Annotated in this window: 14 protein-coding genes; 4 read left to right on the forward strand and 10 right to left on the reverse strand. The window is 72.3% G+C overall.

Annotation, left to right across the window (positions count from 1 at the left end; genetic code table 11):
* Positions 1 to 2: 2 nt before the first annotated feature.
* The 4 genes from DEJ48_RS09525 to DEJ48_RS09540 form a co-directional block, all read right to left on the reverse strand.
* A complete protein-coding gene (locus tag DEJ48_RS09525; RefSeq protein ID WP_223831981.1) occupies positions 3 to 3,551 on the reverse strand; it encodes an FtsX-like permease family protein in 3,549 nt (1,182 codons plus the stop codon).
* A 138-nt stretch (positions 3,552 to 3,689) separates the two neighbouring features.
* Positions 3,690 to 4,463 carry a DUF3710 domain-containing protein gene (locus DEJ48_RS09530; RefSeq protein WP_150215743.1) on the reverse strand — a complete coding sequence of 258 codons (774 nt, stop codon included), beginning with the start codon at positions 4,461 to 4,463 and terminating at the stop codon, positions 3,690 to 3,692.
* Between the two features lies 1 nt (position 4,464).
* Complete coding sequence (gene dut / locus DEJ48_RS09535; RefSeq protein ID WP_150215744.1) at positions 4,465 to 5,004, reverse strand: dUTP diphosphatase; 540 nt, start codon at positions 5,002 to 5,004, stop codon at positions 4,465 to 4,467.
* Entirely contained in the window at positions 5,004 to 5,588 is a 585-nt protein-coding gene (locus DEJ48_RS09540) for a PaaI family thioesterase (protein WP_150215745.1), read from the reverse strand. Before DEJ48_RS09540 ends, dut begins: the two co-directional genes overlap by 1 nt.
* Before the next feature lie 58 nt (positions 5,589 to 5,646).
* Here DEJ48_RS09540 and DEJ48_RS09545 point away from each other — a divergent pair, with 58 nt between their 5' ends.
* Positions 5,647 to 6,099 carry a DUF3093 domain-containing protein gene (locus DEJ48_RS09545; protein WP_150186646.1) on the forward strand — a complete coding sequence of 151 codons (453 nt, stop codon included), beginning with the start codon at positions 5,647 to 5,649 and terminating at the stop codon, positions 6,097 to 6,099.
* Between the two features lie 22 nt (positions 6,100 to 6,121).
* Here DEJ48_RS09545 and DEJ48_RS09550 read toward each other — a convergent pair whose 3' ends face one another.
* The 4 genes from DEJ48_RS09550 to DEJ48_RS09565 form a co-directional block, all read right to left on the reverse strand.
* The gene (locus DEJ48_RS09550; RefSeq protein ID WP_150215746.1) at positions 6,122 to 7,063 is read right to left on the reverse strand and encodes a hypothetical protein; all 942 of its coding nucleotides are present in this window, start codon (positions 7,061 to 7,063) and stop codon (positions 6,122 to 6,124) included.
* Positions 7,064 to 7,076: 13 nt separating this feature from the next.
* Positions 7,077 to 7,373, reverse strand: coding sequence for a DUF4193 domain-containing protein (locus DEJ48_RS09555; protein WP_055563079.1), 297 nt, complete (start codon positions 7,371 to 7,373; stop codon positions 7,077 to 7,079).
* A 394-nt stretch (positions 7,374 to 7,767) separates the two neighbouring features.
* Positions 7,768 to 9,015: a sensor histidine kinase gene (locus tag DEJ48_RS09560; RefSeq protein WP_150215747.1), complete on the reverse strand. Its 1,248-nt coding sequence runs from the start codon at positions 9,013 to 9,015 to the stop codon at positions 7,768 to 7,770.
* Between the two features lie 6 nt (positions 9,016 to 9,021).
* Positions 9,022 to 9,675: a response regulator transcription factor gene (locus DEJ48_RS09565; RefSeq protein ID WP_055563081.1), complete on the reverse strand. Its 654-nt coding sequence runs from the start codon at positions 9,673 to 9,675 to the stop codon at positions 9,022 to 9,024.
* A 312-nt stretch (positions 9,676 to 9,987) separates the two neighbouring features.
* Here DEJ48_RS09565 and DEJ48_RS39660 point away from each other — a divergent pair, with 312 nt between their 5' ends.
* On the forward strand, positions 9,988 to 10,161 hold the full coding sequence (locus DEJ48_RS39660; RefSeq protein ID WP_190537298.1) for a hypothetical protein: 174 nt from the start codon (positions 9,988 to 9,990) through the stop codon (positions 10,159 to 10,161).
* 111 nt (positions 10,162 to 10,272) lie between these two features.
* Here DEJ48_RS39660 and DEJ48_RS09570 read toward each other — a convergent pair whose 3' ends face one another.
* Positions 10,273 to 11,106 (reverse strand): inositol monophosphatase family protein, encoded by an 834-nt coding sequence (locus DEJ48_RS09570; RefSeq protein WP_223831982.1) that lies wholly within the window; start codon positions 11,104 to 11,106, stop codon positions 10,273 to 10,275.
* 10 nt (positions 11,107 to 11,116) lie between these two features.
* A complete protein-coding gene (locus DEJ48_RS09575; RefSeq protein WP_150215748.1) occupies positions 11,117 to 12,244 on the reverse strand; it encodes a ferrochelatase in 1,128 nt (375 codons plus the stop codon).
* Between the two features lie 167 nt (positions 12,245 to 12,411).
* Between DEJ48_RS09575 and DEJ48_RS09580 the strand changes: the two genes are divergently transcribed.
* On the forward strand, positions 12,412 to 13,656 hold the full coding sequence (locus DEJ48_RS09580) for an MFS transporter (protein WP_150215749.1): 1,245 nt from the start codon (positions 12,412 to 12,414) through the stop codon (positions 13,654 to 13,656).
* Positions 13,610 to 14,935, forward strand: a complete 1,326-nt coding sequence (locus DEJ48_RS09585) for a D-arabinono-1,4-lactone oxidase (RefSeq protein WP_150215750.1) — start codon at positions 13,610 to 13,612, stop codon at positions 14,933 to 14,935. The genes DEJ48_RS09580 and DEJ48_RS09585 overlap by 47 nt, the downstream gene beginning before the upstream one ends.
* Positions 14,936 to 14,938 lie beyond the last annotated feature (3 nt).

A 14,938-nucleotide genomic window follows, 5' to 3' on the forward strand; every position in this document is an offset into this window, starting at 1 on the left:
CATCACCCCCACACCGCACCCCAGGCCGCCTCCGCACCCCACCCCTGAACGCCGCGCAGCCCACAGCCACACCACACACCCCGAAACACCACCCGCCGCGCCCCCGAGCGACCCTCAGCCCACCCCCGCACCACCACGGCGCACCCCGCCCCACACCCCGAAGCGCCGCGGGCGCCACCCGCCGCCCGCCACGCCCCCGAAGACCCGCAGCCCACCCCCACCACACACACCAAACCGCCCCGGGACCGCCACGCGGCTCGCCCCCTCCCCACACACCGTCCTCCACGCCGTCCCCCACCCCCCTCACCCCCGTCCCCCGCCCGCAAAACCCGCGCCAGATCCACCCGGCCCAGCACCCGCGCCGCCGCCGTCACGACTCCGCAGATCACCGCCGCGGTCAGTCCCGCCGTCGCCGTCACCCGCACCCACGGCACCGACGCGACCAGCTCCGGGAAGACCGGGTCCCCCTCCGCGTCGACCGTGACCACCGGCATGATCAGCAGGGCCAGCGCGGCGCCCAGCGCCGTCCCCAGGACCGTCGCCACCGCGGCCAGCGTCAGTTGCTCGGTCCACAGATATGCCGCGAGCTGGCCCCGCCGTACCCCGAGCGCCCGCAGCAGGCCGAACTCCCGTTCCCTGGCCCGCGCGGAGACCACGGTGTGCAGGGTGAACGCGATGACGGCGAAGGCGGGCGCGAGCACCAGGCACAGGACGAGCGCCCCACGCGCCCCGCGCCGCAGCGGATCGGCTGCCAGCTCTTCCTGAACGAACGGGACGTCCACCGCGTGCCCGAGGCGCGGATCGCCCCGCACCGCCGCGAGGGCCGCCGCCGCGTCCCCGCCCCGGACCCCCACCCACCACGCGCTCTCCGCCCCCGGCAACGCCCCGCCCAGGGTCCACTGCGCGGCCATGGCACGGGAGTCGGCGAGCAACCGCGGCCGGTCGCGCGGCAGCCCCGGCACCGCCGCGACCCGCCCGACGATCTCGACCCGTGCGCTGCCGCCCGTGCTCCCCCGCACCGTCACGGTGTCGCCGACCCGGACCGCGCCGGAGGACAGCAGCGCGTCGTCGGCGAGGGCGGGAGCGGCCGGGCGCCCCTTGGGGCGGTCGGTGCCGAGCCGCACGTTCCAGGTGGGGTACTTGAGGTCTCCGTCAGGGCCGCGCAGCACCGCGTCGACGAGCGTGCCCGCGCCGGGCCGGTCGGAGCAGAGGACGGGTCCCGGCGCCGCCGCGGCCGGCTTGCGGCCGGGCCCCGGCTGCGCGGGCCCGACGTCCGGGCAGCCGGCCGCGTGCCGGTCGGGCCGGTCCGCCCGCAGATCGCGCCAGCGCGCCGGGCGCGTGAGCCCCGGCACCTGGTCGACCGTCAGCCGGTACGTGCGCCGTACGCGCTCCCCGACCATGCTCAGATCGATCTGGAGGATGCGTACGCCCGCGCTGCCCGCCCCCACCTTCAGCGGGACCGTCCGTGGACCGCCCTCCGTGATCGGCAAGGAACTCGAACGCGTCAGCCCGTCACCGTCTTCGAAGAAGACGGTGAGACGCACGGGCACGACACGGCCGCCCCCGTCCGCCGACAGCCGCACCCGGAGCGGCACCTCCGTCAGCGGCCCGCCGCCGGCCGTCCTCCTCACCGGCAGCCCGTGCTCCGGGACCCCTCTGCCGAGCGGCGCCAGGAGCTCCCGCAGGGGGCGGTCCGCGAGGTCGCCGCGCAGCGAAGGGACCGGCCCGCGCGCGGTGTTGATGCCGGTGACGGCCACCGCGTCCTGCTCGACGTACCCCTCCGTGGTGACCACGGGCGTGACGGACTCGGCGCCCGGCAGTGCCTCGTACGCGGCGCGCCGCTCCCCGGACGGCGGCCCGTCGCCCGGTTCCACGCGCAGGTCGGCGCCCACCTGGAAGGCGGCCTGGTCCCGGTCGCCGCTGTCCAGGACGGCGAGTGCCGTGCTGCTCAGGGCGGCGACGGCGAGGGCGAGCGTCACCACGAGGGCGGGCCCCGCGTGCCGGGCCGCCCGGCGGCCGATCTGCCAGCCGCCGAGCGGCAGGACGAGACCGCGGCCGCGCCGCGCGAGCGGGTCGACGACGCGGGCGAGGAGCGGCAGGAAGCGCAGGACGAGCAGCGCGGCCGCCACGGTCATCGCGACGGGCGCGAGCACGAGCACCGGGTCGACGCCGTTGCCGCCGGTCACCGGCGACCGGTACTGCCGCAGTTGCAGCCAGCCGAGCACGGCGACCGCGGCCAGCGCCAGATCCGCCCCGAACCGCTGGGCGCCCGCGAACCTGGCGACGCGCAGCCGCAGCCGGGCCACCGCCCGCCGGTCCCGCACGACCCGCGCGGTCGGCACGAGCACCCCCAGACCGTGCACGACGAGTGCCGCCGAGGCCGCCGCCCACCCCGGCCCCGTCACCGCCGTCGCGGGCATGTCCCCCTCGATGAGCCCGGTCTCTTCGAGTACGTGGAGCAGCGGTCCCGCGAGGAACGGTGCGGCGAGTCCGGCCGGGACGGCGACGCAGGCCCACTGTCCGGTGGTCGACAGGACGACCCGGCGCGTGCCCGCTCCGCGCGCGGCCAGCAACGCCAGCTCGGGGCGCCGGTGTTCGGCGAGCTGCCGTGCGGTGAGCACGAGGGCGGCCACGGCGAGCGCGGCGAGGAGCGTCGCGGGGACGTAGAGCCCCGCGCGGGCCACGGCGATCGGGGTGGAGAGCCGGTCGAGGGCCCTGCGCAGCCCGGCGGAGAGCGTCAGATCGTCCCCGCCGACCGCGGTGCCGACCGCGAAGCGCTTGGCCCGCTCCCTGAGCGGCTCGATGTCGCCGAGCCGCAGACCGTCCGCGCGGGGCACCCCGAGCCACAGCGCGCGGGCGTCCCGCGCGAGGGCGCTGTGGCGGGTGAAGGCCTCGCGGGGCACGACCGCGATCGTGTCGGGCGTCCCGAACGTACTGCTCAGCGAGGCCCACACGGCCGGCGCGCGGCCTTCGGCGGCGTACACCCCGACGACCCGCAACCGCACCGGCCGTTCGTTCGCGCCCCGGACGGTGATCCCGTCGCCGGGGCGCACGTCGAGCTCGGCGGCGACGACCTCGGTCAGCGCTGTCTCCACGGGCCCGTCGCCCGGGCGCGGCCACCGTCCGGTCGCCAGTGAGGCGTGCCGTCGCACATCCTGAAGGGCCACTACGGAGACGGTGGCGTCCTCGCGCGGGCGGCCCGCGGCCGTGGTGACGGCGAGTTCGTCGTTACGGGCGGCGGGCGCGCGCAGTGCGGACCAGGTGTGGTGGGGGACGTCTCCGTAGGCGCGGTCCAGGGCGGCGCGTACGTCGCGGTCGAGGGCGTCCGGACCGTCCGCGGTGGCGGGCCTGTGCGGCCCCGCGACCTCGACCACGGCCTCACGGTCCGCGGCGAGCCTGCGCTGGACCCCGCCTTCTACGGCCTTCTCGGAGAGTGCCGCCAGGGCCGCGAGCACGGTCGCGGCGAGCAGCACGGCGAGTCCGGCCGCGCCGAGCACCAGCCCGTGCTGTCCGCTCCCCCGCACCGCCGCGGGCAACCGTCGTCGCCTCACCGCACCGGTCTCCCCCCGAGTGACCGGCACAGTATGGGCGCACACAAAAGTGGCCCGCAATGGTCCGGACGAACCGGAACCATCGCGGGCCACCGCGCAGTTGAGGGAGGGCGGAGCCTCCGTCGATCAGCCGGTTGCTCAGCGCACCTCGGTGATCTCGGGGCCGCGCTGCAGCTGCCCCATGCCGCCCGAGAAGCGCGAGCCCTCCTGCTGCTCCTGCTGGACGCCCTCAGCGACCATCTGCGCGTCGTCCGGCAGCTTCAGGACGATCGGGTCGCGCGGCGCCATCGGGCCCTCGCCGCGCACGACGACCGTGTCCCGGAAGATCTGCTCGAGGAGCCCGGCGGCCTGCGGCTGCACCGCGCCCTGGCCGGAGATCACACCGCGCAGGAACCAGCGCGGGCCGTCGACGCCGATGAAGCGCACGACCTGCACCCCGCCCGTGCCGTCAGGCAGCTGCACCGGCACCTGGGCGCGCAGCTCCCAGCCGAGAGCGCCCTCGACCTCGTCGATGACACCGCCCTGCTGGGTGATGCCCGAGGCGATCTCCTCGCGGACCTCGCCCCAGATGCCCTCCTTCTTGGGGGCGGCGAAGCCCTGCAGCTGGATGGCGCTGTCCTGGAGCACGACGGTCGCCGCGACGATCGCGTCGCCCGCGACCTCCACCCGCAGCTCCATGCCCTCGACGCCCGGTACGAAGAGCCCACCGAGGTCCACCCGGCCCTCGCCGGGCTCACGGACCTCCGAGAGGTCCCAGGGACCGTCGGGACGGGGCTCGGGCTCGAGCCTCACGCGCGAGCGCGCGACGTCGGCGGAGTCCGCGGGCTCGTCACCGTGCACGTCGTCGACGACCTGCTCGTCCGCGCCCGCCGCGTCCTCGGCGGCACTGTCCTTCTTGCGACGTCCGAACACGTCACTGTCCTTCCCGGTCGGATACGACCGATGCGTATCGATTCCCACCCGTTTGTTCGCCCGGGCTCGCGCCCGGACCGCTGCCCACGGCGGCATGGCCGCCGGTGGACCCGAAGCCCCCCTCGGCCCGCGCCGATGCGGGAAGCTCCGCCACCTCCTGGAAGCGAACCTTCTCGACCTGCTGGACGACCAGTTGGGCAATCCGGTCGAAACGCTCGAACCGCACGCTGTCGCGCGGGTCGAGATTCACCACGATCACCTTGATCTCTCCACGGTACCCGGCATCCACCGTCCCCGGGGCATTCACCAGAGCGACACCGCAGCGTGCGGCGAGCCCCGAACGGGGGTGCACGAACGCCGCGTACCCCTCCGGGAGGGCGATCGACACGCCGGTAGGCAGAACCACCCGCTCGCCGGGCTTCAGTTCGCAGGACTCCGTCGTCCGCAGGTCGGCACCCGCGTCACCGGGCTGCGCGTACGCGGGCAGCGGCACCTCGGGGTCGACGCGCCTGATGAGTACGTCCAGCTCCTGGATGGGCATCAGGGGTTCACCTCGAAAGCGCGGGCACGCCGGACCTGGTCCGGGTTGTTCATGGCGGCCTGGATCTCCTCCGGGCGGCCGTTGTCGATGAAGTGCTCGACCTTCACCTCGATGAAGAGGGCGTCGGCGCGGACCGCGACGGGGCCCTCGGGGCCGCCGATGCGTCCGGTGGCGGTCGAGTAGATCTTCCGCCCGGCGACGGCGGTGACCTCGGCCTCCAGGTGCAGCACGGTGCCCAGCGGAACGGGCCGCACGAAGTCGGTCTCCAGGCGCCCGGTCACGGCGATCACGCGCAGCAGCCAGTTCAGCGAGCCCAGCGTCTCGTCGAGCGCGGTGGCGAGGACCCCGCCGTGGGCGAGGCCGGGGGCGCCCTGATGGGCCTCGCGCACGGTGAACTCGGCGGTGACGGCCACGCCGTCGCCCGCCCGTGTCGCGAGGTGCAGTCCGTGTGCCTGGCCCTCGCCGCAGCCGAAACAGTGCTCGTAGTGAGCACCGATGAGCTCACCGGGGGCGGGCGCGTCGGGGTGGCGGACGGGCGCTATGGCGTCGGCCGGGGGCGTCAGAGCTGCTGATGTACCACTCACAGGCGCAGACCTTACCTCCGCGTCAGCGTGGTAACCGCACCGTGCCAAGCTTGGTTCCATGCAGCCTTACGAAGAACGCCTGACCGCGCCCCGTTCGTGGTGGTTCGCCTCGGTCCTGGTGGGCGTGGCCATGGCCCTGATCCTGCTGCCGTTCGGCACGCTGCCGCTCCTGGGCGGCCTGGTCGGCGGCACGGCCGTGGCGGCGGTCGTCACCAGCGCGTACGGCGCGGTGCGGATCCGGGTGGTGGCGGGCTCGCTGGTCGTCGGCGACGCGAAGATCCCGGTGTCTGCGCTGGGCGACGCGGAGGTCCTGACCGGCGAGGAGACGCGCGCCTGGCGCTCGTACAAGGCGGACCCGCGCGCGTACATGCTGCTGCGTGCCTACATCCCCACGGCCCTGCGCGTGAACATCACGGATCCCGAGGATCCGACTCCGTACGTGTACGTCTCGACGCGGCACCCCGAGGAGCTGGCAGCGGCCCTCGACTCGGTGCGCCAGAGCGCCGCGTAGGACCGCGCGGGGGGGCGCTGGCTCAGCGCCCCAGCTCGCGGGGGATCTCCCCCATCCGCAGCGGGTTGTCCGGCTTCTCCAGGGGCGGCAGCTGGGGCAGCTCGCTCCACGGCACCTGGTTCTTGCTCAGGTCCTTGCGGATCCGGGCGGCCAGCTTCCGGGTGTCCCGGCGGTTCATGACCGCTCCGACCGCCGCACCGACCATGAAGGGCATCAGGTTCGGCAGGTTCCGGACCATCCGCTTCATGATCTGCTGGCGCAGCTCGCGCTTCATCTGGCCGCCCAGGGCGGCGTTGAAGGTCGCGGGTTTGGTGACCTCGACGCCGCGCTCCTGCGACCAGGAGTTCAGGTAGGCGGTGCTGCGCTGCTTGAGGTTGCCTTCCGGCCGCAGGCCGTAGACCTCGTGGAGCTCGGCGATGAGCTTCAGTTCGATGGCGGCGACGCCGGTGATCTCCGCCGCGAGCTCGGCGGGCATCGCGGGCGGCACCGGCAGCATCGCGGCGGCGCCCACTCCCGCGCCCACGGTGGACGTGGCGTTGGCGGCGCCCGCGATGAGCTTGTCCGCGAGCTGTTCGGGGCCGAGGCCCGGGAACTGCTTGCGGAGGGTCGCGAGATCGCGGACCGGGATCCGCGGGGCGTTCTCGATGAGCCGGTCGGCGAGATATCCGATGCCGGCCTTGGCGCCGCGCCCGCCCTTGCGCACGCCTTCCTTCACCCCGTGCGTGACGGCGGCAACACGGCTGCCCCTGGACCCGGCCTCAGAGGCGTTCCTTGCGGTCCTGGGGGCCCTGTCGGCCGCCGTCGCGTCCGGCACCGCCTCAAGGGCGTTCGCCGGTTCGAGCGAGGCTGCTCCGTCTGCTGAAGAGCCTCGCCCGTCGTCACGTGCGCCGACGTCCGAGACGCCGGCTTCGTCCGCCCCGCGCTTGCGGAAGCGGCGCTTCCGGAACGGGGTCGAGCCAGTCACGGCCGACCCCGCCTCAGTCGCAGTCGCGGCAGATCGGCTGGCCGTTCTTCTCCTTGGCCAGCTGGCTGCGGTGATGCACCAGGAAGCAGCTCATGCAGGTGAACTCGTCCTGCTGCTTCGGGAGCACGCGGACGGCGAGCTCCTCGTTGGAAAGATCGGCGCCGGGCAGCTCGAGGCCCTCGGCGGCCTCGAACTCGTCGACGTCGACCGCTGAGGTCGACTTGTCGTTCCGCCGGGCCTTGAGTTCCTCGATGCTGTCCTCGTTGACGTCATCGTCGGTCTTACGTGGGGTGTCGTAGTCCGTTGCCATGTCGCTCTCCCCCTCTGGGTGTCTGCGGGTGTCTCCAGCGCACGTAACGCGTGAGAGGCCGGACTTGTGCCCGACCTGAGGCGGAGATTTTGCCTCACATCAAGGTCTGTTACTCAATCGACACCCAACCGCACCTCTGAAGAGGCGTTCTGTTGGATGGCGATCGGGACCGTACACGGTCCTCGTACTGCGCTTCACGGGCGCCACCCCGTGTACTTCCCGTGATCAAGACTCCCGAAAACCCGGATTTTCCCGGCTTTCCGACGACTTTCACGATCACAGAGAGTAGATGGCCGAAAAATCGCCTCTGTGATCGATCGCACACATCATCCCCGGGGTCCACCCCTGGAAATTCCGCTCAAAGCGAACACGTCAGCGCGTCTGCGGCCGCTTCTCAGAGAGGCAAGGTGACTCGCATCACGAGCCCTCCCCCCTCACGCGGCTCCGCGATGATACGGCCCCCGTGGGCCCGCGCCACCGACCGGGCGATCGACAGGCCGAGACCCACGCCCTTGTCGCTGCCCGTCCGCTCCGTACGCAGCCTCCGGAACGGCTCGAAGAGGTTGTCGATCTCGTACGCGGGCACCACGGGGCCCGTGTTCGACACCACCAGGACCGCCTGACCGTGCTGAGCCTCCGTGGTGACCTCGACCCAGCCCTCGTCATGCACGTTGTACCTGACGGCGTTCTGAACGAGGTTCAGGGCGATCCGCTCCAGGAGGACGCCGTTGCCCTGCACGACGGCCAGACCGCGCTCCCCGCGGATCTCCACGCCCTTCGCGTCGGCCTCGGCCCGCACCTGGTCGACGGCGCGATTGGCCACCTCGGCGAGGTCGACCGGTTTCCGCTCCACGATCTGGTTGTCGCTGCGGGCGAGCAGCAACAGGCCCTCGACGAGCTGCTCGCTGCGCTCGTTGGTGGCGAGCAGCGTCTTGCCGAGCTGGTGGAGCTCCGGTGGCGCCCCGGGATCGGAGAGATGCACCTCCAGGAGCGTGCGGTTGATCGCCAGGGGCGTGCGCAACTCGTGCGAGGCGTTGCCGACGAACCGCTGCTGGGCGGTGAAGGCCCGCTCCAGGCGGTCCAGCATCTCGTCGAAGGTGTCCGAGAGCTCCTTCAGCTCGTCGTCCGGGCCGTCCAACTCGATGCGGCGGGACAGGTCCGTGCCGGCCACCCGGCGCGCGGTGCGCGTGATGCGGCCGAGCGGCGAGAGCACGCGGCCCGCCATCGCGTACCCGAAGGCGAAGGCGATCACGGCGAGGCCGAGCAGGGCGAGCAGCGAGCGGCTCAGCAGGTTGTCGAGCGCATTCTGACGCATGCGGTTGACGCACTCGTTGAGGGCGGCGTTGAGCTGCGTCTCGGTGGGGTGCTCAGGGAGCCCCTGGAAGTTGGTACAGGTGCTGCTGCTGACCGAAGACCTGCCCGTGACCCTGAACGGCAGGTCACTGCCCACGTTCAGGGCCTGGGCGGCGAGCAGGTAGATGATCGAGAGCAGCAGGATGCCCGCGATCAGGAACATGCCGCCGTAGAGCAGCGTGAGCCGTATGCGGATGGTCGGGCGCAGCCAGGGGAACGGCGGCTCGGCCTTCCTCGGGTCCCACGTCGGCTTCGGAGGCGCGGCTGGCGGCGCCGGGGTCGCGGCCACCGCCGGTCAGATCCGGTAGCCGGAGCCCGGCACCGTCACGATGACGGCGGGTTCACCGAGCTTGCGGCGCAGAGTCATGACGGTCACCCGGACGACGTTGGTGAACGGGTCCGTGTTCTCGTCCCAGGCCTTCTCCAGGAGCTGCTCCGCGGAGACGACCGCGCCCTCGCTGCGCAGCAGCACTTCGAGTACGGCGAACTCCTTGGGGGCAAGCTGGATCTCCTTGCCCTCGCGGAAGACCTCGCGGCGGTTCGGGTCGAGCTTGATCCCGGCGCGCTCCAGGACGGGCGGCAGCGGCACGCTGGTGCGCCGTCCGAGGGCACGCACGCGTGCCGTGAGCTCGCTGAACGCGAAGGGCTTGGGGAGGTAGTCGTCCGCGCCGATCTCCAGGCCCTCGACACGGTCGCTGACGTCGCCCGACGCGGTGAGCATCAGGACGCGGGTCGGCATGCCGAGCTCGACGATCTTGCGGCAGACGTCGTCGCCGTGGACGAGCGGGAGGTCCCGGTCGAGCACCACCACGTCGTAGTCGTTGACGCCGATGCGCTCCAGGGCGGCCGCTCCGTCGTACACGACGTCGACGGCCATGGCCTCCCGGCGCAGTCCGGTGGCCACCGCATCGGCGAGCAGCTGCTCGTCCTCGACGACGAGTACGCGCACGTCGCTGTCCTTCCTCTGTGCCCCTGCGGGCAGGTCTGTCTTGGGGTAGGCCTCCATCCTGCCCCTTTCGGCCATAAACCGGCTGTAAGGCGGCCTGTCGGCGTGATCGGGCCACGGGAATGCCGGATTTTCTCGGGCGGTTGAGGTTTCTGCGGAAGGGAGCCAGGGGAGGACGGCCTTACACCCGCGATCACGCTTTGTATGTGGCGCGCCACGAACCGCTTTCCCAGAGCGGCTTGAGACGTGATCGCCCCTTCTTTGAGGGCACACCCCCGTGCCATCGACCCACGACCCAGCCGAGGGGGCGCAACCATGGACGCATTCACCGCAGGTCTTCTGCAGCGCATAAAGGCCACGGAGTCCGACCTCACGATGGCCCGTGAGACGGGAGACGACTTCCTTGCCGAGGTCGAGCTGGCGGAGCTGGAAGATCTCCACCGCCTGGCCGCAGAGCACGGCGTCGAGGTGGGCGCACTCCACGCCTGACCGAGCCCCGCACATCTGAACGGAAGGGCCCCGACACCTGCATGAGGTGTCGGGGCCCTTCCGTCTGCCCGGACGTGGGTGCTCCGGTCCGCCCACGCGGGCGCGGACCTCTCAGTCGTGCCAGGCGCCGAGGTCCTCCAGGAGGCCCTGGAGCGTCTCGAAGAGGACGGGCGGGGCGGCGACGCTCAACTCGCTCGAAAGGGGCTCTCCGGGGCGGCCACCGGTCAGGGCGCCCGCTTCCCGCGCGACGAGGTCGCCCGCCGCGAAGTCCCACGGGTTGAGCCCCCGCTCGTAGTACGCGTCGAGCCGGCCCACAGCGACGTCGCACAGGTCGATGGCGGCCGATCCGGCGCGCCGGATGTCGCGGACCCGCGGGATCAGGTGGCGGGCCACCTCGGCCTGCTGGGCGCGGCGCTCGGCGATGTACCCGAAGCCGGTGCCGACCAGGGCCTGGTCGAGTGAGGGGGCGGGGCGCACGCGCGCGGGCAGGTCGTTGACGTGGGCGCCCTCGCCGAGGACCGCGCGGTACGTCTCGCCGCGCATCGGGGCGTGGACGACCCCGACGAGTGTCTCGCCGTCCTTGCGGGCGGCGATGGACACGGACCAGTCGGGGCGGCCGTAGAGGTAGTTGACGGTGCCGTCGATGGGGTCGACGACCCACTGGACGCCGCTGGTCCCCTCGGAGCTGGCGCCCTCTTCGCCGAGGACGCCGTCGGCGGGCCTGCGCTCCGCGAGGAAGTCGGTGATCAGCTTCTCGGAGGCGATGTCCATCTCCGTGACGACGTCGACGGCGCTGGACTTGGTGGCGGCCACGCCGAGGTCGTCGGGGCGTCCGTCGCGCAGGAAGGTTCCCGCGCGGTGTGCGGCCTCCAGGGCGACGGCGAGGAGTTCGGCCTTGAGGCCGGTCGGGTCGGCCGATTCGTTCACGTCGGTCACGTCGGTCACGGGAGGGTCCTTACGCGTACGGGCTGTCGGCGCCCGCGGCGGCGGGCTTCGGGGTGCGGGCGGGGCAGCAGCCGACCGGGCAGAGGTCGTGGCTCGCGCCGAGGGAGCCCAGGGCGCAGGGGTTCACGGGCGTGCCGCTCTCGGCGGCGGCACGCTCCAGGACCAGGTCCCGGATCGCGGCGGCGAAGCGCGGGTCGGCCCCGACCGTCGCCGAGCGCCGGACCGGGAGACCGAGCTCCGCCGCCTTGGCCTCGGCCTCGGTGTCCAGGTCGTACAGGACCTCCATGTGGTCCGACACGAAGCCGATGGGGACCATGACCACGGCCGGGACCCCGGCGCCGTGCCGCTCCTCCAGGTGGTCGCAGATGTCGGGCTCCAGCCACGGGATGTGGGGGGCGCCGCTGCGGGACTGGTAGACGAGCTGCCAGGGGTGCTCGGTGCCGGTCTCCTCGTGGACGACGTCGGCGATGAGGCGGGCCACGTCGAGGTGCTCCTTGACGTACGCACCGCCGTCGCCGTGGTCCTCGACGGGGCCGGAGGTGTCCGCCGCCGCGTTCGGGATCGAGTGCGTGGTGAACGCGAGGTGCGCGCCTTCCCGGACGTCGTCGGGGAGGTCGGCCAGGGACTTCAGGACTCCGTCGATCATGGGACGTACGAAGCCGGGGTGGTTGAAGTAATGCCTGAGCTTGTCGACCTTCGGCAGCTCAAGGCCCTCGGACTCCAGGACGGCGAGGGAGTCGGCGAGGTTCTCGCGGTACTGACGGCAGCCCGAGTACGAGGCGTACGCACTGGTGGCGAGGGTGAGGATGCGGCGGTGGCCGTCGGTGACCATCTCGCGCAGGGTGTCGGTCAGGTAGGGCGCCCAGTTGCGGTTGCCCCAGTAGACCGGCAGGTCCAGGCCGTGCTCCGCGAAGTCCTTGCGCAGGGCGTCGAGCAGGGCGCGGTTCTGGTCGTTGATGGGGCTGACCCCGCCGAACAGGAAGTAGTGCTGCCCCACCTCCTTGAGCCGCTCCTTGGGGATGCCGCGCCCGCGTGTCACGTTCTCCAGGAACGGGACGACGTCGTCCGGGCCTTCGGGGCCGCCGAACGAGAGCAGCAGCAGGGCGTCATACGGAGTGGGATCCAGCGCATCGGACATGCATCCGATCCTGCCACCCGCCACTGACATGCGGAAAACGGCCTCCGCCGACCGGAAGAATCACGGTGCGCCCGGCCCCGCGGGAGCCGTAAGCTGTATCGGCCATCTTCATGCCTTACCGGGGCCCCTCCTCGCGGGATCCGCCCCGGCGTTTCAGCGGAGTCCACGTGCCAAGCCCCTACCGCGCCATCTTCGCCGCCCCCGGCACCAAGGCGTTCTCCACCGCCGGATTCCTCGGCCGCATGCCGCTGTCGATGATGGGCATCGGCATCGTGACCATGGTGTCCCAGCTGACCGGGAGGTACGGCCTCGCGGGCGCCCTGTCGGCGACCGTGGCGCTCTCCGCGGCCGCGATCGGGCCGCAGATCTCCCGGCTCGTCGACCGCTACGGCCAGCGCCGGGTGCTGCGCCCCGCGACGCTCGTGTCCCTGGCCGCGGTCGCGGGGCTGCTGCTCTGCGCGAAGTTCGAGACGGCCGACTGGACGCTGTTCGTCTTCGCCGCGCTGGTCGGCTGCGTGCCGAGCGTGGGCTCGATGATCCGGGCGCGCTGGGCCGTCCTGTACCGCGGCACCCCGCAGCTCCACACCGCGTACTCCTTCGAGTCGGTGGTGGACGAGGTCTGCTTCATCTTCGGGCCGATCATCTCGATCGGGCTCTCCACGGTGTGGTTCCCCGAGGCCGGGCCGCTGCTCGCGGGCGCCTTCCTCGCCGTCGGCGTCTTCTGGCTGACGGCGCAGCGGGACACCGAACCGGTGCCGCACCCGCGCGAGCACCACACCAAGGAGTCGGCGCTCCGCAGCGGGGGCCTCCAGGTGCTGGTCGCCACGTTCGTCGCGACCGGCGCGATCTTCGGGTCGATCGACGTGGTGACCGTGGCGTACGCGGAGGACCAGGGCCACAAGTCCGCGGCGAGCCTGGTCCTCGCCGTCTACGCGCTCGGCTCCTGTGTGGCCGGCGCGGCCTTCGGGCTCGTGCACTTCAAGGGGGCGCCCGCCCCCAGGTGGCTGCTGGGTGTCTGTGCGATGGCCGTGAGTATGATCCCGCTGCAACTGGTCGGGAACCTGCTGTTTCTGGCCGTGGCGCTGTTCGTGGCGGGCCTCTCCATCGCGCCGACGATGATCACGACGATGGCCCTCGTCGAGCAGCACGTACCACGCGCGAAACTGACCGAAGGCATGACGTGGGTGAGCACGGGACTCGCGGTCGGCGTCGCGCTCGGCTCCTCCGCGGCCGGCTGGGTCATCGACGCCGCGGGGTCGGGGGCCGGGTACGGGGTACCGGGGATCTCCGGAGCCGTCGCGGCCGCGGTCGGATTCCTGGGGTATCGCCGGCTGAAGCGGCCGGTTCCGCAACGGGGAGGGTCCCATGAGCACGGGCACGGGCAGCGGGAAGAGCACAGCGACGTGGCGTAACTGGGCGGGCAACGTCACCGCACGGCCGGCCCGGGAGACCACCCCGGCCTCGGTCGACGAACTGGCGGCCGCCCTGCGCCGGGCCAAGGAGGACGGCCTCAAGGCCAAGCCCGTCGGCACCGGGCACTCCTTCACGCCGGTCGCCTCGACCGACGGCCTCCTGATACGCCCCGATCTGCTGACCGGCATCCGCGCCGTCGACCGCGCCGCGGGTACGGTCACCGTGGAGGCAGGCACCCCGCTGAAGCGCCTGAACGCGGCGCTCGCCCGGGAAGGCCTGTCGCTCACGAACATGGGCGACATCATGGAGCAGACCGTCTCCGGAGCCGTCAGCACCGGCACGCACGGCACGGGCCGCGACTCGGCCTCCGTCGCCGCCCAGATCGTGGGCCTCGAACTGGTCACCGCGGACGGCTCGGTCCTCACCTGCTCGGCCGACGAGAACCCAGACGTCTTCGCCGCCGCACGCGTCGGACTCGGCGCGCTCGGCGTGATCACCGCGATCACCTTCGCCGTCGAGCCGGTCTTCTTCCTGACGGCCCGTGAGGAACCGATGACCTTCGACAAGGTCACCGACGACTTCGACGCACTGGTCACCGAGAACGAGCACTTCGAGTTCTACTGGTTCCCGCACACGGGGAACTGCAACACCAAGCGCAACAACCGCAGCCCCGGCCCCGCGGCGCCGCCCGGCAAGGTCAGTGCCTTCGTGGAGGACGAGCTGCTCTCCAACGGCCTCTTCCAGGTGGTCAATTCCGTGGGCCGGGCCTTCCCCGCCACCATCCCCGGCATCGCCAAGATCTCCAGCAAGGCGCTCTCCGCGCGGACGTACACGGACATCCCCTACAAGGTCTTCACCAGCCCGCGCCGGGTGCGGTTCATGGAGATGGAGTACGCCGTTCCGCGCGAGGCCCTCGTGCCGGCCCTGCGTGAGCTGAAGGCGATGGTGGACCGCTCGCGGCTGCGGATCAGCTTCCCCGTGGAGGTCCGCACGGCGCCCGCGGACGACATCACGCTCTCCACGGCTTCGGGCCGGGAGACCGCGTACATCGCCGTACACATGTACCGGGGCACTCCGTACCAGGCGTACTTCGCGGCCGCGGAGCGGATCTTCACCGCGCACGAGGGGCGGCCGCACTGGGGCAAGATGCACACGCGCGACGCGGCGTACTTCTCCGAGAAGTACCCCCGCTTCGACGAGTTCACCGCCCTGCGCGACCGCCTCGACCCGGACCGCATGTTCGGCAACGACTACCTGCGCCGGGTCCTCGGCGCCTGACCC

The sequence above is a fragment of the Streptomyces venezuelae genome (assembly GCF_008642315.1).
Lineage (GTDB): Bacteria > Actinomycetota > Actinomycetes > Streptomycetales > Streptomycetaceae > Streptomyces > Streptomyces venezuelae_D.

Coding starts and splice junctions, on each gene's coding strand:
- DEJ48_RS09575 (WP_150215748.1), bottom strand. CDS start 12,244: ATGTCCGATGCGCTGGATCCCACTCCGTATGACGCCCTGCTGCTGCTC.
- DEJ48_RS39660 (WP_190537298.1), top strand. CDS start 9,988: ATGGACGCATTCACCGCAGGTCTTCTGCAGCGCATAAAGGCCACGGAG.
- DEJ48_RS09555 (WP_055563079.1), bottom strand. CDS start 7,373: ATGGCAACGGACTACGACACCCCACGTAAGACCGACGATGACGTCAAC.
- DEJ48_RS09545 (WP_150186646.1), top strand. CDS start 5,647: ATGCAGCCTTACGAAGAACGCCTGACCGCGCCCCGTTCGTGGTGGTTC.
- DEJ48_RS09585 (WP_150215750.1), top strand. CDS start 13,610: ATGAGCACGGGCACGGGCAGCGGGAAGAGCACAGCGACGTGGCGTAAC.
- dut (WP_150215744.1), bottom strand. CDS start 5,004: ATGCCCATCCAGGAGCTGGACGTACTCATCAGGCGCGTCGACCCCGAG.